Below are 24253 nucleotides of genomic sequence, written 5' to 3'. Positions count from 1 at the left end.
GTGCAGGCAGTACCGGTGACGGACCGGGGAGAGAAACGAGGACGCAGCATGAGCACCATGGGCGACGGAACCCGCGCGGTACGGGCAGGACTGCCGGAACCGCAGCAGTACGAACCAGCTCTCCCCGGTCCGGTCTTCGCCGCGCACTTCCACCTCTCCGGCGAGCCGACCGGCCCGTACACCTACGGCCGGGACACCAACCCGACCTGGACCCATCTGGAACGGGCCATAGGTGAGCTCGAAGCGCCGGGGGAGAGCGTCGAGACCACGGTCTTCGCCTCCGGAATGGCGGCGATCTCGGCCGTACTGCTGTCCCAGGCGCGCAGCGGTGACGTGATCGTGCTGCCCGACGACGGTTACCAGGCACTCCCCCTGGCACGGGCGCAGCTGGAGGCGTACGGGGTCGAGGTGCGGACCGCTCCGACCGGCGGCGATGCCCAGCTGGCCGCCCTGGAGGGCGCCAGGCTCCTGTGGGTCGAGACCCCGTCCAACCCCGGGCTCGACGTCTGTGACGTGCGGCGGCTCGTGGAGGCCGCCCACGCGGGCGGGACGCTGGTGGCCGTGGACAACACGCTCGCCACCCCGCTCGGCCAGCGGCCGCTGGAGCTGGGCGCGGACTTCTCTGTTGCCAGCGACACCAAGGGCCTGACCGGGCATGGCGACATCCTGTTCGGCCACGTGGCCTGCCTCGATCCCGAGCTGGCGGCCGGGGTGCGGCGCTGGCGCAAGGTGGCCGGCGCGATCCCGGGGCCGATGGAGGCCTGGCTCGCACACCGCTCGCTGGCCACCCTGGAACTGCGGATCGAGCGCCAGTGCGCGAACGCCCTCGCGCTGGCCGAGGCGCTCACCGAGCACCCGGAAGTGACCGGGCTGCGCTACCCCGGACTGCCCACCGACCCCTCGCACCAGAAGGCCGCGCGGCAGATGCGGCGCTTCGGCTCCGTGGTCTCGTTCGTGCTGGCCGACCGGGAGACCGCCGAACGCTTCCTCTCCGCGCTCCGGCTGGTTGATGACGCGACCAGCTTCGGCGGGGTGCGCTCCACCGCCGAGCGGCGGGCCCGCTGGGGCGGTGACGCGGTGCCGGAGGGCTTCATCCGCTTCTCGGTGGGCGTCGAGAACCCGGCGGACCTGCTGGCCGACGTGGAACGGGCGCTGGCCGAGGCGGTCGACGGAAACTGAGCGACCGCACCGGCGGCAGCCTGTGCGGTACGGACGGCCCGAGCCTCCCCCCTCGTGGCTCGGACCGTCCCGGCCCTCCGCGTTCCCACGCGAAGCACCGTCACGACAAGGCTAGTTGACTCTGAGTCAGTGTCCAATCACAGTAGCCGCAGCGGCCTATCGACATATTTATGGTTGTCGGAGCCCGACACGTCGCAGCGGTGGGAGGGGACAGGACATGGACCTGGCCCTGCTGCGCACGTTCGTCACCGTGCACCGGGCCGGTTCGTTCACCCGGGCCGCCGCTCTGCTCGGCCTCTCCCAGCCCGCGGTGACCTCGCAGATACGCACGCTGGAGCGGCAGTTGGGCCGCCCTCTCTTCCTGCGCCGGGCCCGCGGCGTGACCCCCACCACCATCGGGGACGAGCTCGCGCACCGGGCCGCTCCCCATCTGGACGCGCTGGTGGAGATCGCCGAGACGGAGCTGGGCGAGGAGTCGGGGGTCCGGACGCTTCATCTGGCGGGTCCGCCGGAGTTCACCTCACTACGGGCGCTGCCCGCGCTCACCCCGCTGATCACCCAGGGCCTCGCCCTGCGCAGCTCGTTCTCCGCAGACACCGACGAGACGCTGGAGGGCCTGGCCGCCGGACACCACGACCTGGCCATCGTGACGGCCCGCCCGCGCGGCGGACTGCTCACCGCGACCCCGCTCTGCGACGAGGAGCACGTGCTGATCGCCGCGCCCCGCTGGGCCGGGCGGCTCGGTCCGGGGACCTTGCGGCGAAACGGCCCGGTGGTCCTGGAACAGCTGCCGGTCGTGGAGGTGCACGAGAGCCTGCCGCTCGTCTCCCGCTACTGGGCCGCGGTCTTCGACACCCGGCCCGCAGCCGCCGGGGCCGTCATCGTCCCGGATCTCCGCGCCGTCCTGGAATGCACGGCAGCGGGCGCCGGGCTGGCCGTCCTGCCCCGCTATCTCTGCGAGGGCGCGCTGGAACGGGGCGAGGTGGTGGCACTCCTCGACCCTCCGGTACCGCCGCTGCGCACCTACTTCCTCGCCGCCCGGACCGGCACGCTCGCGCTGCCGCATCTCGCTCGCGCGCACGAGTGGCTGCTGCGCGCCGCAGCCGACTGGTGACCGCAGAGCGGTCCGGCAGCCCTCAGGTGTTTCAGAAGGGGTCCAGCGGGCCACTCTCTTGCCATGACCGAACGCCCCGTGGTCAAGCGCACCGCACGCGCCATCCTGCTCGACGGCAACGACCTCATCCTGATCAAGCGCACCAAGCCGGGGGTCGACCCCTACTGGGTCACGCCGGGCGGCGGGGTCGAGCCCGAGGACGCGACCGTAGTAGACGCCCTGCACCGCGAGGTGGACGAGGAGCTCGGCGCCAAGATCACCGATGTGGTCCCCTGTTTCGTCGACACCGTGGAACACATCGAGGGCAGCGGGGTGAAGGGCGTCAAGGTCCAGCACTTCTTCGTCTGCCGGCTCGACTCGATGGACCTCTCCCTGCGTCACGGACCCGAGATCGACGCCCCCTGCGGGGAGTACGACGTCGTCCGGGTGCCGTTCAGCCGGGTCGGCATCGCCGCCGTACACCTCGTACCCCTGTCGCTGCGGCATTACCTGGACGGCAACATCGAGGGCGTCCGGGCGATGCACGCGACTGACCTGGGCTGATCGGGGCCCCAAGCGGCCGGCTACGCCGAGGCGGGTACGGACGGATACTCCCCTGGGCAGATGACCGGCCGGGGGCCCCCGGCACCGTGTTTCACGTGAAACCACTCAAGCGCCGCCCCCGCAGAAGCCTCCTTGTCGCACACGTCGCGGTCTCCGTCAGCTGGCTCGGACTCACCGTTGGTCTGCTGACGCTGGCCGTCGCCGCATTCTCGACCGGGGACCCGGCCACCGCTCAGGCCGCCACCCGCGCCATGAAGATCTTCAGCGACTGGCTCGTCGTACCGGTCGCGCTGCTCTCCCTCATCAGCGGCCTGGTCCTGTCGCTCCGCACCCCATGGGGGCTGGCGCGGCACCGCTGGGTCTGGACGAAGTTCTGGCTCACCCTGATGACGACGGCGCTTTCCGTCCTGTCCTTGCGCCCCGCCATCAACGAGGCAGCGGAGCTCGGCAGAGCCGATATCAACCTGGTCGTCGCCCCGTCGGTGGCCACGGCGACCTATCTCTTCATCACGGCCGTCTCGGTACTGAAGCCGTGGGGCCCGACCCGGCGCGGCCGGAGGCTGCGGATCTCGGCCAGTTCCGTTAAAGCGGTGGACGCGCGATCATCGCGTCGGACAGCCTGACCCTCATGCCCAGCTCACTGCCCCGCCCGCTCGCCGGTCTGCCCGTCCGGCGCCTCACCCGGGACGATCTGGTCCCCTGCGCCGACCTCAGCGAGGACCGCGGCTGGCCGCGTGACGAACACCGCTGGGGGCTGCTCCTGGCGGCGGGAACCGCACTCGGTATCGACGATCCGGACGGCAAGGGCCTGATGGCCACCTGTGTGGTGACCTCCTACGGTCCCCGCATGGCCGCCATCGGCATGATGCTGGTCGCCGAACGGTACGCCGGGCAGGGGGTCGCCCGGCACCTCATGCACGAGACGATCGGGACGACCGGCGGCGTCCCGCTCAGCCTCTACGCGACGGCTGCGGGCCGGCCGCTCTACGAGAAGCTCGGATTCACCGCGGTGGGCAGCGCTCAGCGCGTGAGCGGGCATTTCCGGCCGGCTGCCGGCTCCGGCGGCCCGGACGCGACGGCTCGGCCGGGGCGAACGGTCCGTCCCGCCTCGGCCGGGGATCTCCAGTCCATGCTCAGGCTGGACGCGGACGCCTTCGGGCTCGACCGGACACACCTCCTGACCCGCCTCCCCGCCTTCGCCGACCATCTGCGGGTGGCCGAGGACGACGGTGAGCTGATCGGCTACGCGGCGCTCTGGCCGAGCGCGGGCAGCCATGTCGTCGGCCCGCTGGTCGCACGGGACACAGCGGCGGCGAAGCTGCTCGTGGCCTCGCTGGCGGGGGCGACCGAGCGGCCGCTCCGTGCCGACATCGACGCCCGTCACCAGGAGCTCCTGGGCTGGCTCGGCGAACGCGGCCTTCAGCCTGGTTCCGAGACCACGGTGATGAGCCTCGGGGACCGGCAGCCGGGGGACTGGACGCAGTGCTTCGCACCGCTGAGCGTGGCGACCGGCTGACGCCGGGGCAGCATTCGCAGCGAGTCAGTTGTCGAACCAGACGGTGAGCCGGACGTTCTCGCCGCCGTGCACGGCGGCGAGGGCTTCCATCACGGACCACACCGGCTTCCACTCGCCCTCCGCCGGCACCGCGTCACGCCGGAGCATCCGCTCCACCCGGTAGCGGCGTTCGCCGTCCCGCCACTCCGTGCCCTGCGGCCACTCCGCGCCGCCGTAGCCGCCCGCCGCACCCACCGCGGGATCGACCGGCAGCCCGGCCACCGCGGCGAACCGTGGGCTCCAGGCCGCCTTGGAGACGAGCACCCAGGCACCGTCCACCTCTTCGTACTCGTGGATACGGCGGTCCGTCGTCTCGGCCGGTTCGGCCCAGTCGACGGACTTCAGCTCGTCCCAGCCGATCCAGCTGGGGCTGTGCGCCGTGTCGCCCCACGCGTCGAATTCCGTGCGTACCGCCTCTGACACCAGCTCCGGCAGTCCGCGTTCCGCCGCGAGCGGAGCGAAGCCCGCGTGGTTGCGCACCCCGAACAGGCAGCCGAACGCGTCGTAGTCCCGGCCCAGGTACAGCAGGTCGAGATCGACGGCCCCGGACCACACGTCTTCCGGATCCGACCACCGGGACCGGCACTCGATGAACCCGTGAATGTCAGCTCCCATGTGCGGAGATTCTCCGGACGCAGGGGAGCCGGCACCACTGAATTACGGTGGCCCTCAGGGCAGATGAGGACTTGCATGACGCGGGGGGCGAGGTCAGCGCCGGGCCGCGGGTGCAGCGGCCGGTTCCGGGAGGTGGGCGGTGACGGTCCGGCCCCGGGTCGCCGTACGGCGCTCCAAGGTGCTGGAGACGAAGGCCAGGACCAGCGCGGAGGCGGCCAGGACCGCGCCGACCCAGTTGGGCGCGGTGTAGCCGAGACCGGCGGCGATGACGATGCCGCCGATCCACGACGACAACGCGTTGCCGAGGTTGAAGGCACCGATGTTCACGGCGGAGGCGAGGGTGGGAGCACCGGCCGCCTGGTCGAGCACCCTCTTCTGGAGCGGGGGCACGGTCGCGAAACCGAGGCCGCCGATCAGGACGAGGGTGACGGCTGCCGCGATCTTGTTGTGGGCGGTCAGGGTGAACAGGGCCAGGACCACGGTGAGAGCGCTCAGCGACACGTACAGCAGGGGCATCAGGTGGCGGTCGGCGAATTTGCCGCCGAGCAGGTTGCCGCCGACCATGCCGAGGCCGAACAGGACCAGCAGCCAGGTGACGGACGAGGCCGAGTAGCCGGCAATGTCGGTCATCATCGGCGTGATGTAGGTGATCGCGGCGAAGACGCCGCCGAAGCCCAGCACCGTCATCGCCATGGCGAGGAGTACCTGCACGTTGCGGAAGGCGGCGAGCTCGTGGCGCAGCCGGACGCCTTCGGTTCTGGGCTGCTCGGGAACGAGCTTGGCGACGCCGAGCAGGCCGATGACTCCGAGGGCAGCGACGAGGAAGAACGTGGTGCGCCAGCCGGCGCTCTGCCCGATGTAGGTGCCCAGCGGGACGCCGACAACGTTGGCGACGGTGAGTCCGGTGAACATCATGGCGATGGCACCGGCCTTCTTGTGCGGGGCGACCAGATCGGCCGCCACGACCGATCCGATGCCGAAGAAAGCTCCGTGGGCGAGCGAGGCGATCACGCGGCCGGCGAGCATGACACCGAAGACGGGAGCGGTCGCGGAGACCACGTTGCCGATGACGAACAGCCCCATGAGGAGCATCAGCATGCGTTTGCGGGTGACCCGGGTACCGAGCACGGACATCAGCGGGGCGCCGAGGACGACCCCCAGCGCGTAGCCCGAGACGAGGTATCCGGCGGTCGGGATGGAGACCTGGAAGTCCGCAGCCACCTCGGGGAGCAGCCCCATGATCACGAACTCGGTGGTTCCGATACCGAATGCCCCGATGGCGAGAGCGAGGAGCGCGAGCGGCATGGGTGACCCCTTCCCTGGAGATTGCGTATGCGCCTTACGAGCGTTCACAATAATTGCAGGCGCTGATTAATTGCAAGCGCGGGCTATTGCGTGGGTCGCCTATCCTGTAGGTAAGCAGCTCCAGCACCGGAGGAGAGACACCCATGACCGCGACGGACCCGGCACTGACCGCCCTCTCCCAGGGCTGGTGCGCGCTCTCCCTGCTCCACGGGAAGATCGAGGCCCATATCGAGCGTGCTCTGCAGAGCCGGCACGACCTCAGCGTGCGGGAGTACTCGCTGCTGGACGTGTTGAGCCGGCAGCACAGCGGTCCGGGCGGGCATCTGCAGATGAAGCAGGTGGCCGACGCCGTCGTGCTGAGCCAGAGCGCCACCACTCGCCTGGTCACCCGCCTGGAGGACCGCGGTCTGCTGACCCGGTACCTCTGCGACACCGACCGCAGGGGCATCTACACCGATGTGACCGAGGCCGGTCTCACCCTGCTCGCCGAGGCGAGGCCGACCAATGACACCGCCCTGCGCGCCGCACTCGACGAGGCCGCCAAGGACCCCGAGCTGGTGCCGCTCGTGCGGGCGGTCGAGGAGCTGAAGGTCCCCGTGTAGGCCGATGCCGCCGCACGGCCCGAGGCCACTGCGTAGGCTGCTGATCATGAGCGATCTGGACATACGTGCGGCGGCCATCGACGACCTCTCCGAGATCGTCGCCATGCTGGCCGACGATCCGCTGGGCGCCGAACGCGAGTCGCCGGACGACCTCACGCCTTACCTGACGGCCTTCCGGCAGCTGGCCGGGGACCCGAACCAGCACCTGATGGTCGCCGTGCGCGCGGACCGGATCGTCGGCACACTCCAGCTGACGGTGATCCCCGGCCTGTCCCGGCGCGGCTCCACGCGCTCCGTCGTCGAGGGCGTCCGCGTCCACAAGGACGAACGCGGCAGCGGACTCGGCACCCTGCTGATGCGGTGGGCGGTGGACGAATCCCGGCGCCAGGGGTGCCGGCTGGTCCAGCTGACATCGGATGCGAGCCGGACCGACGCGCACCGCTTCTACGAACGGCTCGGCTTCGTCGCCAGCCATGTGGGCTTCAAGCTCGCTCTCTGACCGCACCCGGCAGCCGAGGGGGCCGACGATGCACCACATCAGCGACGAACAACGCCGCATCAGGCTGGCCGGGCGCCATCTCCTGGCACCCGCCACGCGGACCGGTTCCCCGGTGGCCGTGGCCGACGCCCTGGTGGCGCTGCACGCCACCGACGCGGCCACCGTCTTCCTGTCCGTGTGCGCCCGGCTCCGCACTCCGGACGTCGCCGCGGTGGAAAAAGCCCTGTACGAGGACGTCTCGCTGGTCCGGCTCCTCTCCATGCGCAACACGCTCTTCGTCGTGCCGGAAGCGCTGGCCCCGCGGATCGAGGCGACGAACGCCCGCGCGGTCGCGGCCAAGGAGCGCCGGACCCTCCTGAAGCACCTGGCGGAGGACGGCCAGGGCCTGGACGAGCGCTGGCTCGACGCCACGGAGCAGGCCACCCTGGCGGCCCTGACCGCCCGCGGGACAGCCACGGGCAGCGAACTCTCCGCAGCCGTACCTGCCCTGCGCACGAAGATCACGGTCTTCCCCGGCAAGAAATACGAAGCGGTGCAGGGCGTGACGACCCGGGTCATCCGCATCATGGCCGCCGAAGGCCGGATCCGCCGGGACCGGCCCCGCGGGTCCTGGACGTCCAGCCAGTTCCGCTGGACGGCGGCCGAGCCGCGACCGGTTCCGGCGCCCGCAGAGGCGCAGGCGGAGCTGGCCCTGCACTGGCTCCGCTCCTACGGACCCGCTTCCGAGGCCGACCTCAAGTGGTGGACGGGCTGGGGACTCGGCCAGGTCCGCAAGGCGCTGGCAGCCGTCGGAGCCGAGGAGGTGCGGCTCGACGACGGCTCAGCCGCCTGGGTCGCGCCCGGAGACACCGCGCCCGAACCGGCGCCGGAGCCCTGGGCGGCGCTGCTTCCCGCGCTCGACCCGAGCGCGATGGGCTGGGCCGACCGCGGCTTCCATCTCCACGCCGAACACCGGGCAGCCCTCTTCGACCGCTCCGGCAACATCGGCCCCACGGTGTGGTGGGACGGCCGCATCGTCGGAGGCTGGGCACAGCGCGCCGATGGCGAACCCGTGTGGCGGCTCCTGACCGACACCGGCCGGGATGCCGCCTCGGCGATCGAGGAAGAGGCATCCCGGCTGGCGGGCTGGGTGGGGGAAGCGCGGATCACACCGCGCTTCCGCACCCCGCTGGAGCGGGAGTTGACCGCCTGAGCCGTCCGCCCGCTGCCATGTTTCACGTGAAACAGGACGCTCAACTTCCCAGGCCACGCCACCCGTTCTCGTCGACTCCGCCCGGAACGGACGCTGTGGGATCGTACGGTTCGCGAGTGAAGACGAACGAGCCCAGGTCCAGGTGGTTCACGCTGCCGTCGTCGTTCCGGACGATCCGCAGCGTCTCCCCCGCGTAATAGCCGTCCAGCCCGATCCAGGTGCCGTCCGGCCGGGCGGTGAACCGGGCGCCGCGGCCGTCGCCGCGCAGGCCTCGGAGTTCCAGTCCGCGATCGGCGTTCAAGCGCAGGATGTTGGTACGCGTACCCCAGTACCAGGGACCGGTCAGCGCGAGCAGCTCCGCGTCCACGTCCGCCTCGGGCAGCGGGCGCCAGGGCTCCGGGATGCGGGGCTCGGCCTCCGCGACGATGTTCACGAGGTCAGCGGCCACCTCACCGACCAGCGGCCCGGAGGTGGCGTTGGCGAACACCACCGCCGCCACGTCCTCCTCTGCGCAGAACCACAGGGTGGCCAGGAACCCGGGGAGCGAGCCGGTGTGCCCGACGAGCGTGCGGCCCTTGCTGCGGATCAACTGGAGCCCCAGACCGTAACCCCCTTCCCAGTCCCCCGGCTCGGGGGGTGCGGACGGCGTCTTCATCTCCGCCACGGAGGCGGCGCAGAGCACCCGGTCGTCTCCCTCAGCAAGGAAGGCGGCGAACCGGAGAAGATCGGCGGTGGTGGACCAGAGCTGCCCGGCCGGTGCCATCAGCCCGAGATCCTCGGCCGGCTCGGGCAGCATCGCGTCCGCCCACGGGTGGACGGCCCAGCCACCGGCATGGGGTGCCTCCGGCCCGGGACTCGTACGGCGCATACCCAGCGGCTCCAGCAGCTCACGCTTCAGGACCTGCGCCCAGGACGCCCCGCGTACGGCCTCGATCAGCGCTCCGAGCAAGGTGTATCCGGGGTTGGAGTAGTGGTGACGACGACCGGGTGTGTGCATCCGGGTCTGCTCACCGAGCACATCCGCGAGTTCGGGCCGCAGACTGCCCGGCGTCCGTTCCCACCACGGAGCGGGCGCCTCCGCGCCGAGCCCCGCGCTGTGACCCAGCAGCTGGTGAATGGTGACCTCGCCCACCCCCGTTCCGGGCAGGTACTTCTCCAGCGGATCGGCCAGGTCCACCAGCCCCTCGTCACGCAGCCGCAGGACCAGCACCGCGGTGAACGTCTTGGTGAGGGATCCGATTCTGAACTGCGTGTCGTCATCGGGGGCATGGCCGTCGACACAGGTGCGGGCGCCGTTCCAGACGGTCTGCCCCTGCCGCCGGACAGCGGCGACGACGGAAGGTGAACGCCCGTCGGACTGGGCGGTGGCGATGCGGTGCAGCAGAGCGCGCTGCGTAGCCGGGAGCAACTGTTCAGCAGGAGTGGTCATCGTCAACAACTACCGCCCCGGCCCGCCCCGGGGCCACCGCATTCCCGGGCCCGGAGGGCCCCCGACAGCCGTTGGAGCCTTCTACGACAGGGCGTCCGGCGGTGTTCCGCCGAGGGTGAAGTCCCGCCCGGCCGGGCCCGGGGATCACTACAGTCCAGCCATATGACGACGGTTACCACGCGCACGGTCGAGTACCCGGCCGACGGACTGACGATGATCGGATACCTCGCACTCCCGACCGGCACCGACCGCGCGCCCGCGGTCCTGCTCGGGCCCGAGGGGCTCGGCCTGACCGACATCGAGCGCCGCCGGGCCGACGCCCTGGCCGAGCTGGGTTACGTGGCGCTGGCCTTCGACATCAACGGCGGGCGCTGTTTCGAGGACCCCCAGCAGATGCTGGCGCACGTGACCCCACTGCTCGCCGCCCCCGACAGGATGCGGGACATCGGGCACGCGGCGCTGGATGTGCTGCGCGCCGAACCACGGACCGATCCCGACCGGATCGCCGCCGTCGGCTACGGCACCGGAGGCATCATCGCGCTGGAACTCGGACGCGACGGAGTCGACCTCCGCGCGATCGGGACGGTCAACGGACTGAACACGGGCCGGCCGGGCGAGGCGGCACGCATTCACTGCCCGGTATGGGCCGGCGTCGGTTCGGAGGACCCCATCATGTCGTCTGCCCAACGCGACGCGTTCACCGCCGAGATGCAGGCGGCGGGCGCCGACTGGCGCTTCGTCGTCTATGGCGGAGCCCTGCACGCGTTCCACCATCCGACGGTCGCCCACACCGTGCTCCCCGGCGTCGGCCACCATCCGCTGCACGCGGGGCGAGCCTGGCGCGACGTCCTCGACCTGCTCGCCGAATGCCTGCCGCTGGGGGAGCCGGCCACGGCGGCGGGACGGCCGGCGGCATGACACGGCAGACGGGGCGCCCGCCCCGACACACCGACCGGGAAAGGACCCCGCAACCATGGCTCGTGCCATCACCCTGATCCGCTCCGACTCCCTCTCCGACGTCGCCGAGTACGCCTACGCGGCGACGGCACCCGCCGAGGCCCGCCTGATCTTCCTCGCCGGGTCGTGTCCGCTGAACGATGACGGCTCCACGGCGGCGATCGGGGACTACGCGGGCCAGGCGGCGAAAGCGATCGAGAACATGCGGACCGCTCTCGCCGCCGCGGGCGCGTCACTCCAGGACGTGATCAGCACCCGGGTGCTCGTCGCGTCGGCCCGCCAGGAGGACCTGGTGACCGCGTGGCAGGTAGTCCGCGACTCGTTCGCGGACCATGACGTCCCCAGCACCTTGATGGGTGTCACCGTGCTCGGCTACAAGGACCAGCTCGTCGAGATCGAAGCCGTCGCCGCCGTCATCGATTGAGCCCCGTACCCCCGGCTGCTCAGCGGGGCGGTTCCCAGACCGAGCAGTCGTGCGCGAACAGCACGCGTCGCGGGTCGAACTCCAGGAGCCGCCCCAGCCACGGCCGGCAGTTGGGAAGCGGCTGCTCCAGGCCCTGGAGCCCAGCGAGGTGAGCCAGCTGGTCGGCTGCGAAGTGGGACGCGAAATCGTGTGCCTGTCCGGCGAGGATGACGGTGCCGTCATCCTGCCGGACCACCAGTGACTGATGGCCGTCGGTGTGGCCAGGGGTGGGGATGATCCACACTCCTGGCCAGACCTCCGCTTCTCCGGAGATCTCCTCGTAGCTCGCACCAGGGAAGTCGACGAGTTCGTCCACGGTGTAGTCGCCCCGACGTGCGGCGGCCAGCTCCACGTCCTGCACCAGGATCGGTCTGCCGCCCAGCAGCGGATTGCCCCCGCAGTGGTCGAAGTGAAGATGACAGTTCACCACCAGGGACACATCCGAGAGGGAGACTCCGGAGGCTGCGAGCGCCCTCCGCAGTTCTCGGCGCTGTGGGCGGTAGTGGGCTTCGGTATCAGGGCCGGCGTCCCCGATACCCGTGTCGAAGAGGATCAGTCCCTCGTCACGTCGGACCAGGTAGGCGAGTACGGCTTCAACTCGCGGCTGAGGGCCACCGGTCTCCGACGCGGGTCGGACGAAGTACCCCAGGTCGAGGCGACGAACCGCCGTGTTGTTGCTCATCCCGTCAGCCTGGCAGGGAACTACCGCCGTCCCAGGGGTGTTTGCCGACGGCGTACAGGGCCGACGGCGTACGGGGGCGTACAGGGCCGACGGCATACAGGGGCGGGCAGCCGAGGACAGGCCGGACGGGGGACAGGGCGGAGTTGCGGCGAACCGTCGTGCCCGCCGGCCGCGCCTCACCGCGAGAGGCGGACCTCGATGCCGTCGAGCAGGAAGTCGAGGCCGAGCCGGAAGGTCTGGTCGGCGTCCAGGTGGGCGGCATCGCGCACCACCGTGGCCAGCGCGGGGAACCGTCCGGTGGCGAAGGTCCGCTCCAGATAGGGCCCGAGCGATGCCTGCCAGCGCTTCTCGTCCATCCCGGTGGCCCGTTCGGCACGCCGCTCGGCGTTCTCCCGGCGCACCGCGCCGATCACGTACGCGTTGACCGCGGCGACCACCGGCATGGTGGCGTCCAGGCCGACGTCTCCCAGAGCGGCCACCACGGTCTCGCCGCCGGCCAGGGCGTTCGGTCCGAGCTGGGGCCGGCCGCCCAGCAGATCCGCGAGCCATTCGTGCTCGTGAGCGGCGTGCCGAGTGGCTTCGGCAAGAGAGCGGAGCATCTCGCGCCAGCCGTCTCCGGCCGGCCGGATCTCGGCGTGGACGGCGTCGACCATCAGGTCGAGCAGCTCATCCTTGCCGGCGATGTATTTGTACAGCCGCATCGGACGGACATCCAGCGCGGTAGCTACCTTGCGCAGCGACACCGCGTCCAGGCCGTCCGCGTCGGCCAGCCGGATCGCCGCCCGCACGATGTCCTCCCGGCTCAACGGCACCGGTACCGGGCGATTCGGGGGCTCCGGCCTCTCCCACACCAACATGCCGCTCACCATACATCGCATCGAGCGATACAGTGTATCGACCAGTACGGCGTATCGGAGCCGTTCGTGTATCAGCGCCATTCGTCTATCAGCATGTTCGTCTATCAGCGTGTTCGTGTATCGAAGGGGAAGAGCATGACCATCGCCATCGCCATCGTCGGAGCCGGCCCAGGCGGCCTGGCCCTTGCCCGGGTGCTGCACGTCAACGGGATCGACGCCACCGTGTACGAGCGGGAACCGTCACGGGAGGCACGCGGTCAGGGCGGCATGCTCGACATCCACTCCGGCCAGCGGGCGCTCCGTGAGGCCGGTCTGATCGACCGGTTCCACACCCTCGCCCGGGGCGAGGGGCAGGACATGCGTCTCCTGGAGCCGGACGGCACCCTGCTCTTCCAGGAGGACACGCCCGACGACGCCCCGTCCGAACGCCCCGAGATCGACCGCGCCGATCTGCGCGACCTGCTGCTGGACTCCCTCCCCGAGGGCACAGTGCGCTGGGGACACACCTACGAGTCCGCCGGCGACGGCCTGCTGCGCTTCGCGGGAGGCGGCAGCGCACCGTACGACCTGCTGGTGGGCGCGGACGGCGCGCGGTCCCGGGTCCGCGCCCTGCTCACCGACGCCCGCCCGGCGCACATAGGCCAGAACGTCGTCGAGATCGGCATTCCCGACATCGACCGCACGCACCCCGACCTCGCGGCGATGGTCGGGCGCGGCAACTACTGGGTGCTCGGCAACGGAATCTCCCTGGCGGCGCAGCGCAACGGCGACGGCCGCGTTCGCATCGGCATCAGCTTCTACAACACCGCCGAGGACTGGTTCGCCACCAGCGGTATCCCGTTCGACGACCCGGCCACCGCCCGTGCACGGCTGATCGACCTGCTCCCCGGCTGGGACGCACGGTTCACCGCGCTGATCGCGGCCTGCGACGACACGGTCGTACCGCGCTCGATCACCACGCTCCCGGCCGGCCTGACCTGGCCGTCGGCGCCGGACGTCACACTGCTCGGTGATGCCGCGCATCTGATGCCGCCGGTGGGTGAGGGCGCCAACATGGCGCTGGTCGACGGCGCACTGCTCGGCCTCGCGCTGGCCGCGCACCGGGACGACGTACCCGCCGCCGTCAAGGAGTACGAACGCGAGATGTTCGAACGCACCGGCGCCGCCGCCCGGATGTCCGCGAAGATGCAGGACCTGCTGATGTCACCGGACGCCGGCCGGCGGATGCTTGAGTTCTTCCAGCCCGGCTGAGGGGTACCGTCCATGCCGCCCTCAGCCACTGGATGACGAGGCGGCGTGGGCGGTACCGCCCAGAGTGCTTGCCAGGCGTCACGGGCCAGACGGGACTTTGCGGACACGCCCCAGCCCTAGGGAATGTCGTCCAACTGACGTCTGCCGTCCGGGCGACGACGGCAGTTTGACGACACGCCCCAGCGGCGACATTCGTACAAGACCGATCGCCGTACGCGCAGGCATCGTCCCCGTACATGGGACATGAAGACGTCACGCACTCGCACGGAATGCACCTGGTCCGCCACGGCCCGCGGCAGGCCCCGCCACTGCTGCTCATCCACGGATCAGGATTCTCCGGCGGCTCCTGGAGACCGATCGTGCCGGCCCTCTCCGCGCGGCATCACGTCATCCGGGTCGACCTCCCGGGTCACGGCCACTCCCCGCCCGCGCCGTCGTACGACGTGCCTGAGCAGGCGGGCCGCCTGGCCGCCGTGCTCGACGAGCTCACCCTCGGTCCGGTCACCGCGGTCGGGCACTCCAGCGGCGGGTACATCGCCACCGCGCTCGCCGAACAGCGCCCGGACCTGGTCGGTGCGCTCGCGCTGATCAGCAGCGGCCCGAGTCCCGACGCGCTCCTTCCGCAACCCGCCGTGCTCCGGGCCCTGATCGCCCCACCGCTGGGCCCGCTCCTCTGGCCGGTCCGTTCGGACTCGATGCTCCGCAGGGGCATGACCTCTGTGTGCGACCGCCCGGTGGACATCCCGGACGACCTGATCACCGAGGCCCGGGGCCTCGGCTACCGCACGTTCAGGACCGTGCTGCGCCGTAACACCGCGTACATCGCCGAGCGGAGCGTCCCCGAGCGACTCGCCGCCCTCGGCGTCCCGGTCCTGGTGATCTTCGGCGCGGCCGACCGCCGCTGGGAACCGTCCTCGGTACACGGCTACGAGACGGTGCCGAACGCGCGTGTCGAGCAACTGCCCGATGTCGGGCACCTTCCCATGTTCGAAGCGCCCGAGAAGACCGGCGCATTGCTGCTGTCCTTCGCGGCTGCCCGCCGCTGACGCCGATCGCTACCCTGATGCCGTGTGGACCACCGGGGCACCCGACTGGACGTCAGTGGAAGTCGCCGTCCCGCGGAAACCCGAGCGGCTTCCAGGTATCACCATGGCCGGGTTCGCCCAACGCGTCCCCGCGCTCGTGGACATCACCATGGTCGCCCACCCCTCGGTCACCCTGTTCGTGGACCTGAGCGAGGGAGAAGGCCCCGCTTACGCCGCCCACGGACGGCGCGAACGCGGCAGCGTCGTCGTCGGACTGACCCCGGGCGTCCTCCGGGTCAGCGGCCCGGAGACCGAACGATGCCGGTGCCTCCAGATTCGGCTGTCGCCGGTCGTGGCGGCCGCCGTGTTCGGCGCATCGACCGAACTCGTCGGCTCAGTGGTCCCGCTGGCAGACGTCTGGGGTCGCGACGCCGGAAGGACCGAGGGCAGACTGCGCGCCGCCACGTCGTGGGACGAGCGGTTCGCGATCGCCGCGGACGTCCTCGGCCGGCGGCTGGGCGCCCGCCCTCCGCGCGACCCGGAGGTCACTGCCGCCTGGTCGCGGATACTCAGCGGCCGGGGGCAGGTGCGGGTCGGCGACCTGGCGAACGAGGTGGGGTGGAGCCGTAAACGCCTCTGGTCCCGCTTCCGGTCCCAGATCGGCCTCAACCCCAAGCTCGCCGCCCGGCTGGTGCGCTTCGACCACGCCGCTCACCTGCTCGCGGCCGGGGACGCCGCCGCTACGGTGGCGGCCGCGACCGGCTACGTCGACCAGTCCCACCTCCACCGCGAGGTCAGAGCGTTCACCGGCGTGACCCCCACGGCCGTTGCCGCCGCGCCGTGGCTCGGGTTCGACGACGTGGCGTGGCCGACTCCGTACGCCGGCCTGCCCCCGTCGCAGAAGCCTCCGCCACAGAAAGCGCCGTAGCAGAAGCCTCCGTCACAGAAAGCGCCGTCGCAGAAAGCGCCGCAGCAGAAGTCGCCGTAGCGGGCGGACGCGGTCCGCACGGCGGCTCCTCAAGACCGGAGAGCCTGCTGGGCAACGAGCTCGGAGCGGGTGAGCTCAAGCAGCCGCCCCATCCAGTTCCGTCCCCGGCCGTCGGAAACATCCCGCCAGAAGGGCGAGTCCGAGAGGCCGGTGTAGCTGATCCTGGCGTCCCCCGTGGAGAGGAGGACCTGGGCGGCTTCGGGGTGCTGGATGAACTTCGCGCGAAGCAGCCCTGCCATGACGGCGAGCCGTACGTTCGGCCAGTCGTTCCGGTGCGCCGCCCGGCCGCCCAGCTCACGCGCGTCCCGACCGGACTCCGCGTCCCGGATCGCGGCGCTGTCGGAGGCATCGGCCGCCGACAGCGCCCAGTACCCGTGGAGCACGGACGCGTAGGACTCGCCGCCGAACGTGATCTGCGCCGGGAATTCGTTGCGGAGCATGAACAGCCCCGGCTGCTCGGGCCAGCCCCGCGGGTAGACGGTCTCGTGCGAGGTGAGCACCGCTCGGCCCGGCTCCGAAGGATCATCGGCATACCAGACGGCCCGCCGTTTCTGGTCGCTCCGGACGCCTTGGTCACCGCGGTTGAAGTAATCCAGGACGTCCCGGTGCATCTCCGCCGTCACTACGGGCCCATCACCGTCGACGGCCTCACCGATGTCGGTGAACAGGACCCGCAGAGGACGGTCCTGACGGTCCATGTCCCCGAGCACATAGGTCCGCAGATGCGACGGCACCGCCAGGTACGCCGCCCGGAGCAGCGCTCGACGGGATTCGGTCGGCTCCTGCTGAAAGCTGCGGATCGCGTCCCGGCAACGGTCTCCGGCAGTCGGCCGCTGGTTGAGTGCTTCGATGCGGTCCGCGACCTCCAGAAGAAGTCCCTCCGGAGTCAGCGGCCCGCCATGACGAGAGGCCCACTTCGACGGTTCTTCGGGAAGCGCCGGAGTCGTGGAGTTGCTCACGGCCAGCCGGCCCGTCGCGAGCAACGTCTCCAGACCGGCCAGGTCCGTACATTCTCCGCAGGTGATCGTTCCGTCCGCGAAGACAATCAGGTCGTCGAGGTAGTACTCACCGTCCGGTGAATACCTCCGCCAGATGTGAGTCCAGGCACCGTCGATCCTCTCGCCGTCCACCATCCTGTACGTCGGTCCACGCCAAGTCATGGGCGCACGCTACCGCCTGAGCGTGAACCGTCATGGCCGGCCGATCTCCAGGGCGACGGACCCGCCACCCGCCCGGCGCGCCCGCCCGAGCCCCTGCAGGATCTCGCGGCGTGACGCAGGCCGGCCCCTGAACTACCCCTCCGGCTCGGCTGCCACGATGCCCAGCAGTCCAGGGAACCTCTGCTCGATGTCGGCCCGGCGCAGGCTGGCCATCCGGCTGTTGCCCCGGTCGACCTGCCGGATCAGGCCGGCCTCGCGCAGTGCGCGGAAGTGGTGCGTGACAGTCGCCTTGGAGACCGGCAGCCCGAAGGAGCTGCACGTCCGCGCCGCACCGTCGGGTTCGGCTGCCAGCTCACGCACCACTCGGCGGCGCAGCGGATCCGCCAGCGCGGAGAGTACGGGGCCGAGCTCGATCTCCTCGACGCCCGGGTGGCCTTCATCGTCGGGCATCCGCGACAACCCCTTTCAGGTATGGATTGCATCATACCTATGAGTTCGATAGCGTCCCATAGGTACGAGATTGGTTGTACCTATGGGAGAGGGGCCCCGCATGACTCAGCTACTCGCCCTCGTCGGCACCGCTCATCCGAAACCCGAACGCGCCGAGGAGTTGAAGCAGCTTCTGCTCTCGTTCGTCGAGCCGACCCGGCAGGAGTCCGGCTGCCTCGAATACCACTTCCACGAAGATCGCGACGACCCCGGCGTCTTCGTCTTCTACGAGGCCTGGCGCTCCCGGGCCGATCTCGACGCCCACCTCGCCCTCCCCCACATGCAAGCCTTCTGGGAGCGGCGCATGGACTACCTGGAGAGCGACCTCGACATCCGCTTTCTCACCATGCACAGCCCCTACCAGTCGGCGGCGCGGCGCCGCTCCGAGCACGATGACATGAGAATCCGCCGGCACGACTGAGGTCTCGCGAGATCGGAGCCCCTCCTACAGCCGCAACACCACCGGTCAGGTCTGCGCCATGTCCACGAAGCGCGAGTAGTGCCCCTGGAAGGCGACGGTGATCGTCGCCGTCGGACCGTTACGGTGCTTGGCCACGATCAGGTCCGCCTCGCCCGCCCGCGGTGACTCCTTCTCGTAGGCGTCCTCACGGTGCAGCAGGATCACCATGTCGGCGTCCTGCTCGATGGAACCGGACTCACGGAGGTCGGAGACCATCGGCTTCTTGTCCGTGCGCTGCTCCGGCCCACGGTTCAGCTGGGAGAGCGCGATGACCGGCAGCTGCAGCTCCTTGGCGAGGAGCTTGAGGTTTCGGGACATGTCCGAGACCTCTTGCTGACGGCTCTCGGCGCGCTTCGAGCCACCGGACTGCATCAGCTGCAGGTAGTCGATGACCACCAGTTTGAGGTCGTTGCGCTGCTTGAGGCGGCGGCACTTGGCCCGGATCTCCATCATGGAGAGGTTCGGGGAGTCGTCGATGTAGAGCGGGGCGGCGGAGACGTCCGGCATCCGTCGCGCCAGCCGCGTCCAGTCCTCGTCGGTCATCGTGCCGGAGCGCATGTGGTGGAGCGCCACCCGCGCCTCGGCGGACAGCAGTCGCATCGCGATCTCGTTGCGGCCCATTTCCAGGGAGAAGATCACGCTGGGCAGGTTGCTCTTGATCGAGCATGCCCGCGCGAAGTCCAGGGCGAGCGTGGACTTACCCATGGCGGGCCGGGCCGCGATGACGACCATCTGGCCCGGGTGGAGGCCATTGGTCAGGGCGTCGAGATCGGTGAAGCCGGTCGGCACGCCGGTCATCTCTCCGCTGCGGGACCCGATCGCCTCGATCTCGTCGAGCGCGCCTTCCATGATGTCGCCGAGCGGCAGGTAGTCCTCGCTGGTCCGCTGCTCGGTGACGGCGTAGATCTCGGCCTGTGCGGAGTTGACGATGTCGTCCACATCGCCGTCGGCCGCGTATCCCATCTGCGTGATCTTCGTGCCCGCCTCGACGAGCCGCCGCAGGACGGCACGCTCGTGAACGATCTCCGCGTAGTACGAGGCGTTGGCCGCGGTCGGCACCGACTGGACCAGGGTGTGCAGATACGGGGCTCCGCCGACCTTGGTGATCTCGCCGCGCTTGACGAGTTCGGCCGCTACGGTGATCGGGTCGGCCGGCTCGCCCTTGGCGTAGAGGTCGAGGATCGCCTGGAAGACGGTCTCGTGGGCGGGGCGGTAGAAATCGTGGCCCTTGATGATCTCCACGACATCGGCGATGGCGTCCTTGGACAGCAGCATGCCGCCGAGGACCGACTGCTCCGCGTCGAGATCCTGGGGCGGCACCCGCTCGAATTCCCGGGAACCGCCTTCCCAGCCGCCGCTCTCCCGGCCGCGGTCGTGCTGCTCACCGCGGTCACGGCCCTCGCCCCGGCGCTGGCGGGAGACGGGCAGCCGGTCGCTGGGGCCGGTGTCGGCCCAGGGGTCGTCCAAAGGCTCGGGGATACTCATCCGGCCACCTCCTCCCGTCCGCTCCGCGGACATAGCCGTGCCACTCTTTCTTACGGCACGGCACCGACAAACAAGACGCCCGACTCCGGTTGCGGTGTGTCGGGTTCTGCCGGTTTCCAGGCCGAAACAGGGTGGGGGCGCCGCCCCACGTTAGGCCTCCGAGCACCGTCAGCCAATCTGGTTATCCACAGGGCATGTGGACGACGGACCAGATGCTGTGGAGAACCACGCGGAACCTGTGCACGGACCGGGGGACAGCACTGTGGAAAAACTCATAGCACCCCCACCATCACCATCCTGACCTGCACGTTTCTCATCCACCGACTGTGGGGGAGAAAAACTTTCCGAGTCGGCGCAAGATCACGGCAACACACGCACAGCGGAACACCGAACTCCTCTAGATGTAAGGATCAATCAGGGATTGCATCTGTTACCTGTGGAAGATTAGATTGGCCCCTATGACCCAGGCACCGGCGAGCCCGCCACCCAGTCGCCGTCGGCACGACCGCGAGATCATCGCACTCGCGGTTCCCGCCTTCGGCGCGCTCGTGGCCGAGCCCCTTTTCGTCATGGTCGACAGCGCCATCGTCGGCCATCTCGGGACCCCGCAACTGGCCGGCCTGGCCGTCGCGGCAGCCCTCCTGACGACCGGCGTGAGCATCTTCGTCTTCCTCGCGTACGCCACCACAGCGGCGGTCGCCCGCCGGGTCGGAGCCGGGGACCTGTCCTCCGCGATCCGCCAGGGAATGGACGGCATCTGGCTGGCGATCCTGCTCGGCCTCGCGGTCATCGCCCTGACGCTCCCCCTGTCCCCCTGGCTCGTGGAGATCTTCGGCGCATCCGACACCGCGGCCCCCTACGCCACCACCTATCTGCGGATCTCCAGCCTCGGCATCCCCGCCATGCTCGTCGTGATGGCCGCAACCGGCGTGCTTCGAGGCCTGCAGAACACCCGCACCCCGCTCTATGTCGCCATCGGCGGTTTCACAGCCAACGGAGTCCTCAACGTGGGCCTCGTCTACGGCGCCGGCCTCGGCATCGCCGGATCGGCCTGGGGCACGGTGATCGCCCAGATCTCGATGGCCGCGGCCTATCTCGTCGTGGTGGTCCGCGGCGCCCGACGGCACGGCGCCTCGCTACGGCCCGACGCCGCCGGCATCAAGGCCAGCGCCCAGGCCGGCGTCCCCCTCCTGGTCCGTACGATGTCGCTGCGCGCCGTCCTGCTCATCGCCACCGCCGTCGCCGCCCGGCTCGGCGACACCGACATAGCCGCGCACCAGATCATCCTCTCGCTCTGGAGCCTGATGGCCTTCGCGCTGGACGCCATCGCCATCGCCGGGCAGGCCATCATCGGACGGTATCTGGGGGCCGATGACGCGAAGGGCGCGCGCGAGGCCTGCCGCCGCATGGTGCAGTGGGGCATCGCGTCCGGCGTCCTGTTCGGGGTACTGATCGTTCTCGCCCGACCGCTGTTCGTGCCGCTGTTCACCAGCGACCAGTCCGTCCAGGACACCCTCTTCCCCGCCTTGCTGGTGGTGGCCCTGACCCAGCCGATCGCCGGGGTCGTCTTCGTTCTGGACGGTGTACTGATGGGCGCCGGCGACGGCCCGTATCTGGCCTGGGCCATGCTCGCAACCCTGGCCGTCTTCGCCCCGGTGGCCCTGCTGGTTCCCGCTGTCGGAGGCGGGCTGACGGCACTGTGGTGCGCGATGACACTGATGATGGCCGTCCGCATGGCGACGCTCTGGCTGCGGACCCGCTCGGGCAAGTGGCTGGTCACCGGCGCCGCTCGCTGAGCCTCTCTCGCTGAGCCTCCTGCCACACCTCTGTCTGTTTCACGTGAAACAGACAGAGGTCCACCGGGAATCGGCGAGAAACGGCGAAGGGCCGCACCTCAAGAGGTGCGGCCCTTCACTGTTCTGCTGAGATACGGCCTGATCAGGCAGCAACAACCTCGACGCCGAGCTTCGCAGCGACCTCGGGGTGCAGACGCACGGACACCTGGTGTCCGCCGAGCGTCTTGATCGGCGAGCCGAGCTCGACACGACGCTTGTCGACGTCCGGACCACCGGCAGCCTTGATCGCCGAGGCGATGTCGGCCGGGGTGACGGAGCCGAAGAGACGGCCGGCGTCGCCGGAGCGAACGGCCAGACGGACCTTCACGGCCTCAAGCTTGGACTTGATCTCGTTGGCCTGCTCGATCGTGGCGATCTCGTGGATCTTGCGGGCGCGGCGGATCTGCGCCACGTCCTTCTCGCCACCCTTGGTCCAGCGAATGGCGAAGCCACGCGGAACCAGGTAGTTACGGGCGTACCCGTCCTTGACGTCAACGACGTCGCCAGCAGCACCGAGGCCGGAGACCTCGTGGGTGAGGATGATCTTCATGATTCGGTCACCCTTCCCTTATCGCGCGGTGGACGTGTAGGGCAGCAGCGCCATCTCACGGCTGTTCTTGACAGCCGTGGCGACGTCACGCTGATGCTGCGTGCAGTTGCCGGTGACGCGGCGGGCACGGATCTTGCCACGGTCGGAAATGAACTTCCGCAGCATGTTCGTGTCCTTGTAGTCCACGTACTGGGTCTTGTCCTTGCAGAACGCGCAGACCTTCTTCTTAGGCTTGCGCACAGGCGGCTTCGCCATGGTGTTTCTCCTGTGTGATCAAGAAGTGGGGGTACGAGCTGCCCTTAGAAGGGCGGCTCGTCCGAGTAGCCGCCGCCAGACGTTCCAGAAGAGCCGCCGGAACCGCCGGAGCTTCCGCCCCAGCCGCCTCCGCCGCCCTGCTGGCCCCCGCCCTGCTGGCCGCCGGCCGGCGCGCTCGTGGCCCACGGGTCGTCGGCGGGAGCGCCGCCACCACCCTGCTGGCCACCAGCACCGGGACCGCCGCCCCAGTTACCGCCACCCTGCTGACCGCCGCCGTATCCACCCTGGCCCTGGCCGCCCTGGCCACCGCGACCGGTGGTCTTGGTGACCTTGGCGGTGGCGCTCTTGAGACTGGGGCCGACTTCCTCGACGTCCAGCTCGTAGACCGTGCGCTTGACGCCCTCGCGGTCTTCGTACGACCGCTGCTTCAGCCGGCCCTGCACGACAACGCGCATGCCTCGCGTGAGCGACTCGGCGACGTTCTCCGCCGCCTGCCGCCAGACCGAGCAGGTGAGGAACAGGCCTTCGCCGTCCTTCCACTCATTGGTCTGCCGGTCGAAGATGCGGGGAGTGGACGCGACGCGGAACTTCGCGACCGCCGCACCGGACGGGGTGAAGCGCAGCTCGGGGTCGTCGACGAGATTGCCGACGACCGTGATGACGGTCTCGCCTGCCATGGATGAACCTCTCGGCGGGGATTGCTTCTGGCTGCTTGCTGCTACTCGAACCCGATGACCACTGAGCTAGAAGCTCAGTGGATCTCGGGACGGAGGACCTTGGTCCGGAGGACCGACTCGTTCAGGTTCATCTGGCGGTCGAGCTCCTTGACGACCGCAGGCTCGGCCTGCAGGTCGATGACCGAGTAGATGCCCTCGGGCTTCTTCTTGATCTCGTAAGCGAGCCGACGACGGCCCCAGGTGTCGACCTTCTCAACCTTTCCTTCGCCCTCACGGACGACGGAGAGGAAGTTCTCGATCAGCGGGGAGACTGCTCGCTCCTCGAGATCGGGGTCGAGGATGACCATCACCTCGTAGTGACGCATGTGGAACCCACCTCCTTTGGACTCAGCGGCCACGGTCGTTCCGTGGCAGGAGGGTCGTGATGCGTAAGCAACAGTGTCTCCGAGTAAAACAGCCGCCACTGACAACGCCCTCGGTTGAGAGGGGGCCGAGATGGGGTGGCCGGGGCAGACACCGGTGCAGACCGTCCAGAGTACCTGTAGACGGGCTTCCGGTTGAAATCCGGTGGTCAGGAGACGCAATCTGTACACATCGGGTGTGAGCGGCGCCACGACGCGCCGCCTTTCGGCCAGGAGGTACTCCATGGCACACGCAGTGCGACCCCGTTCGTCCGTCTCCCTCTTCGCCACGGACGGAAAGGCTCATCCACTCCAGGACGCCCTGGTGGCGGTAACGCTGGCCCTCGGCATCCTCGCCTTCGTCACGGCGTGGTTCCACGGCCTGCATCTGATCAGCTCCTGGGCCGGGCTCATCGGAATTCTCGTAGGCGCGTACGGGCAGTACATCTCCGTGACGACGCGGGAGAGGTTCCCGCTGATCCTCGGTATCGGGGCCTCCGCCATCGGGTTCTTCCTCGGTATGGCGCACGGCGGCCTCTTCGGCGGCGTGGTGGGCTGAGCGCGCCGTCGTCCGACGGTCCCGGCAGGGGCCCGGGGCGGCGTCGCAGCCCGGCGCTGCCCCCCGCACCACCTGCCGGAACCGTCCCGGTGCGACAGGGCCAGACCGCGCGCTTCCCGGTCACAG

General features: G+C 69.9%; 28 protein-coding genes. 16 read left to right on the top strand and 12 right to left on the bottom strand.

What is annotated here, in order from left to right; all coding sequences use genetic code 11:
• Positions 1–48: 48 nt before the first annotated feature.
• The 5 genes from ACZ601_RS19865 to ACZ601_RS19845 all read left to right on the top strand — a co-directional run bounded on the left by ACZ601_RS19865 (position 49) and on the right by ACZ601_RS19845 (position 4352).
• Positions 49–1179 (top strand): cystathionine gamma-lyase, encoded by a 1131-nt coding sequence (locus ACZ601_RS19865; RefSeq protein WP_469539632.1) that lies wholly within the window; start codon positions 49–51, stop codon positions 1177–1179.
• A gap of 217 nt (positions 1180–1396) precedes the next feature.
• Positions 1397–2293 (top strand): LysR family transcriptional regulator, encoded by an 897-nt coding sequence (locus ACZ601_RS19860; protein WP_469539630.1) that lies wholly within the window; start codon positions 1397–1399, stop codon positions 2291–2293.
• A 63-nt stretch (positions 2294–2356) separates the two neighbouring features.
• Positions 2357–2836: an NUDIX domain-containing protein gene (locus ACZ601_RS19855; RefSeq protein ID WP_073736334.1), complete on the top strand. Its 480-nt coding sequence runs from the start codon at positions 2357–2359 to the stop codon at positions 2834–2836.
• A gap of 95 nt (positions 2837–2931) precedes the next feature.
• Positions 2932–3459: a DUF2269 family protein gene (locus ACZ601_RS19850; protein ID WP_469539627.1), complete on the top strand. Its 528-nt coding sequence runs from the start codon at positions 2932–2934 to the stop codon at positions 3457–3459.
• Between the two features lie 5 nt (positions 3460–3464).
• A complete protein-coding gene (locus ACZ601_RS19845) occupies positions 3465–4352 on the top strand; it encodes a GNAT family N-acetyltransferase (RefSeq protein ID WP_469539626.1) in 888 nt (295 codons plus the stop codon).
• A 24-nt stretch (positions 4353–4376) separates the two neighbouring features.
• On the opposite strand, the gene ACZ601_RS19840 is transcribed toward ACZ601_RS19845, so the two are convergent.
• Both ACZ601_RS19840 and ACZ601_RS19835 read right to left on the bottom strand, forming a co-directional pair.
• Positions 4377–5006: a hypothetical protein gene (locus ACZ601_RS19840; protein WP_469539624.1), complete on the bottom strand. Its 630-nt coding sequence runs from the start codon at positions 5004–5006 to the stop codon at positions 4377–4379.
• Positions 5007–5099: 93 nt separating this feature from the next.
• Positions 5100–6311: an MFS transporter gene (locus ACZ601_RS19835; protein WP_469539621.1), complete on the bottom strand. Its 1212-nt coding sequence runs from the start codon at positions 6309–6311 to the stop codon at positions 5100–5102.
• Between the two features lie 143 nt (positions 6312–6454).
• Here ACZ601_RS19835 and ACZ601_RS19830 point away from each other — a divergent pair, with 143 nt between their 5' ends.
• Genes ACZ601_RS19830 through ACZ601_RS19820 form a run of 3 tightly spaced genes read left to right on the top strand, consistent with a single transcriptional unit; the run spans position 6455 to position 8604 of the window.
• Positions 6455–6913, top strand: coding sequence for a MarR family winged helix-turn-helix transcriptional regulator (locus ACZ601_RS19830; RefSeq protein WP_073733208.1), 459 nt, complete (start codon positions 6455–6457; stop codon positions 6911–6913).
• A 46-nt stretch (positions 6914–6959) separates the two neighbouring features.
• Positions 6960–7412: a GNAT family N-acetyltransferase gene (locus ACZ601_RS19825; protein WP_440573540.1), complete on the top strand. Its 453-nt coding sequence runs from the start codon at positions 6960–6962 to the stop codon at positions 7410–7412.
• A 28-nt stretch (positions 7413–7440) separates the two neighbouring features.
• The gene (locus ACZ601_RS19820) at positions 7441–8604 is read left to right on the top strand and encodes a winged helix DNA-binding domain-containing protein (protein WP_469539618.1); all 1164 of its coding nucleotides are present in this window, start codon (positions 7441–7443) and stop codon (positions 8602–8604) included.
• 40 nt (positions 8605–8644) lie between these two features.
• Here ACZ601_RS19820 and ACZ601_RS19815 read toward each other — a convergent pair whose 3' ends face one another.
• Positions 8645–10033, bottom strand: coding sequence for a serine hydrolase domain-containing protein (locus tag ACZ601_RS19815; RefSeq protein WP_469539615.1), 1389 nt, complete (start codon positions 10031–10033; stop codon positions 8645–8647).
• 162 nt (positions 10034–10195) lie between these two features.
• On the opposite strand from ACZ601_RS19815, the gene ACZ601_RS19810 reads away from it, so the two are divergent.
• Positions 10196–10951 carry a dienelactone hydrolase family protein gene (locus ACZ601_RS19810; RefSeq protein ID WP_440573537.1) on the top strand — a complete coding sequence of 252 codons (756 nt, stop codon included), beginning with the start codon at positions 10196–10198 and terminating at the stop codon, positions 10949–10951.
• A gap of 55 nt (positions 10952–11006) precedes the next feature.
• Positions 11007–11414 carry a RidA family protein gene (locus tag ACZ601_RS19805; RefSeq protein WP_469539613.1) on the top strand — a complete coding sequence of 136 codons (408 nt, stop codon included), beginning with the start codon at positions 11007–11009 and terminating at the stop codon, positions 11412–11414.
• A gap of 19 nt (positions 11415–11433) precedes the next feature.
• Here ACZ601_RS19805 and ACZ601_RS19800 read toward each other — a convergent pair whose 3' ends face one another.
• Positions 11434–12135 carry an N-acyl homoserine lactonase family protein gene (locus ACZ601_RS19800; RefSeq protein WP_469539610.1) on the bottom strand — a complete coding sequence of 234 codons (702 nt, stop codon included), beginning with the start codon at positions 12133–12135 and terminating at the stop codon, positions 11434–11436.
• A gap of 176 nt (positions 12136–12311) precedes the next feature.
• Positions 12312–12992: a TetR/AcrR family transcriptional regulator gene (locus ACZ601_RS19795; RefSeq protein WP_469539607.1), complete on the bottom strand. Its 681-nt coding sequence runs from the start codon at positions 12990–12992 to the stop codon at positions 12312–12314.
• Positions 12993–13133: 141 nt separating this feature from the next.
• On the opposite strand from ACZ601_RS19795, the gene ACZ601_RS19790 reads away from it, so the two are divergent.
• From ACZ601_RS19790 to ACZ601_RS19780, 3 genes are all read left to right on the top strand, one after another.
• Complete coding sequence (locus ACZ601_RS19790; RefSeq protein WP_469540064.1) at positions 13134–14243, top strand: FAD-dependent oxidoreductase; 1110 nt, start codon at positions 13134–13136, stop codon at positions 14241–14243.
• A gap of 236 nt (positions 14244–14479) precedes the next feature.
• The gene (locus ACZ601_RS19785) at positions 14480–15289 is read left to right on the top strand and encodes an alpha/beta fold hydrolase (protein ID WP_469539604.1); all 810 of its coding nucleotides are present in this window, start codon (positions 14480–14482) and stop codon (positions 15287–15289) included.
• A gap of 103 nt (positions 15290–15392) precedes the next feature.
• Positions 15393–16196 (top strand): helix-turn-helix domain-containing protein, encoded by an 804-nt coding sequence (locus ACZ601_RS19780; protein WP_469539601.1) that lies wholly within the window; start codon positions 15393–15395, stop codon positions 16194–16196.
• A gap of 89 nt (positions 16197–16285) precedes the next feature.
• On the opposite strand, the gene ACZ601_RS19775 is transcribed toward ACZ601_RS19780, so the two are convergent.
• Positions 16286–17416 carry an NADAR family protein gene (locus tag ACZ601_RS19775; RefSeq protein WP_469539598.1) on the bottom strand — a complete coding sequence of 377 codons (1131 nt, stop codon included), beginning with the start codon at positions 17414–17416 and terminating at the stop codon, positions 16286–16288.
• Between the two features lie 132 nt (positions 17417–17548).
• On the bottom strand, positions 17549–17866 hold the full coding sequence (locus ACZ601_RS19770) for an ArsR/SmtB family transcription factor (protein WP_469539596.1): 318 nt from the start codon (positions 17864–17866) through the stop codon (positions 17549–17551).
• A gap of 100 nt (positions 17867–17966) precedes the next feature.
• Between ACZ601_RS19770 and ACZ601_RS19765 the strand changes: the two genes are divergently transcribed.
• Positions 17967–18326 carry a putative quinol monooxygenase gene (locus ACZ601_RS19765; protein WP_469539593.1) on the top strand — a complete coding sequence of 120 codons (360 nt, stop codon included), beginning with the start codon at positions 17967–17969 and terminating at the stop codon, positions 18324–18326.
• A 45-nt stretch (positions 18327–18371) separates the two neighbouring features.
• On the opposite strand, the gene dnaB is transcribed toward ACZ601_RS19765, so the two are convergent.
• Positions 18372–19832, bottom strand: coding sequence for a replicative DNA helicase (dnaB, locus tag ACZ601_RS19760; RefSeq protein ID WP_063624777.1), 1461 nt, complete (start codon positions 19830–19832; stop codon positions 18372–18374).
• 476 nt (positions 19833–20308) lie between these two features.
• Between dnaB and ACZ601_RS19755 the strand changes: the two genes are divergently transcribed.
• A complete protein-coding gene (locus ACZ601_RS19755; protein WP_469539590.1) occupies positions 20309–21646 on the top strand; it encodes an MATE family efflux transporter in 1338 nt (445 codons plus the stop codon).
• Positions 21647–21788: 142 nt separating this feature from the next.
• Here ACZ601_RS19755 and rplI read toward each other — a convergent pair whose 3' ends face one another.
• The 4 genes from rplI to rpsF form a co-directional block, all read right to left on the bottom strand.
• Positions 21789–22235, bottom strand: a complete 447-nt coding sequence (gene rplI / locus ACZ601_RS19750; RefSeq protein WP_073733221.1) for a 50S ribosomal protein L9 — start codon at positions 22233–22235, stop codon at positions 21789–21791.
• 18 nt (positions 22236–22253) lie between these two features.
• Positions 22254–22490, bottom strand: coding sequence for a 30S ribosomal protein S18 (gene rpsR / locus ACZ601_RS19745; RefSeq protein WP_003967857.1), 237 nt, complete (start codon positions 22488–22490; stop codon positions 22254–22256).
• Positions 22491–22534: 44 nt separating this feature from the next.
• On the bottom strand, positions 22535–23167 hold the full coding sequence (locus ACZ601_RS19740) for a single-stranded DNA-binding protein (RefSeq protein WP_073733222.1): 633 nt from the start codon (positions 23165–23167) through the stop codon (positions 22535–22537).
• A 74-nt stretch (positions 23168–23241) separates the two neighbouring features.
• Positions 23242–23532 carry a 30S ribosomal protein S6 gene (gene rpsF / locus ACZ601_RS19735; protein ID WP_018101872.1) on the bottom strand — a complete coding sequence of 97 codons (291 nt, stop codon included), beginning with the start codon at positions 23530–23532 and terminating at the stop codon, positions 23242–23244.
• A 280-nt stretch (positions 23533–23812) separates the two neighbouring features.
• Between rpsF and ACZ601_RS19730 the strand changes: the two genes are divergently transcribed.
• Entirely contained in the window at positions 23813–24127 is a 315-nt protein-coding gene (locus tag ACZ601_RS19730; RefSeq protein ID WP_390088478.1) for a hypothetical protein, read from the top strand.
• Positions 24128–24253: the final 126 nt, after the last annotated feature.

This window comes from Streptomyces sp. NPDC104307, assembly GCF_055584045.1.
This window is presented reverse-complemented; position numbering and strand designations above follow the sequence as displayed.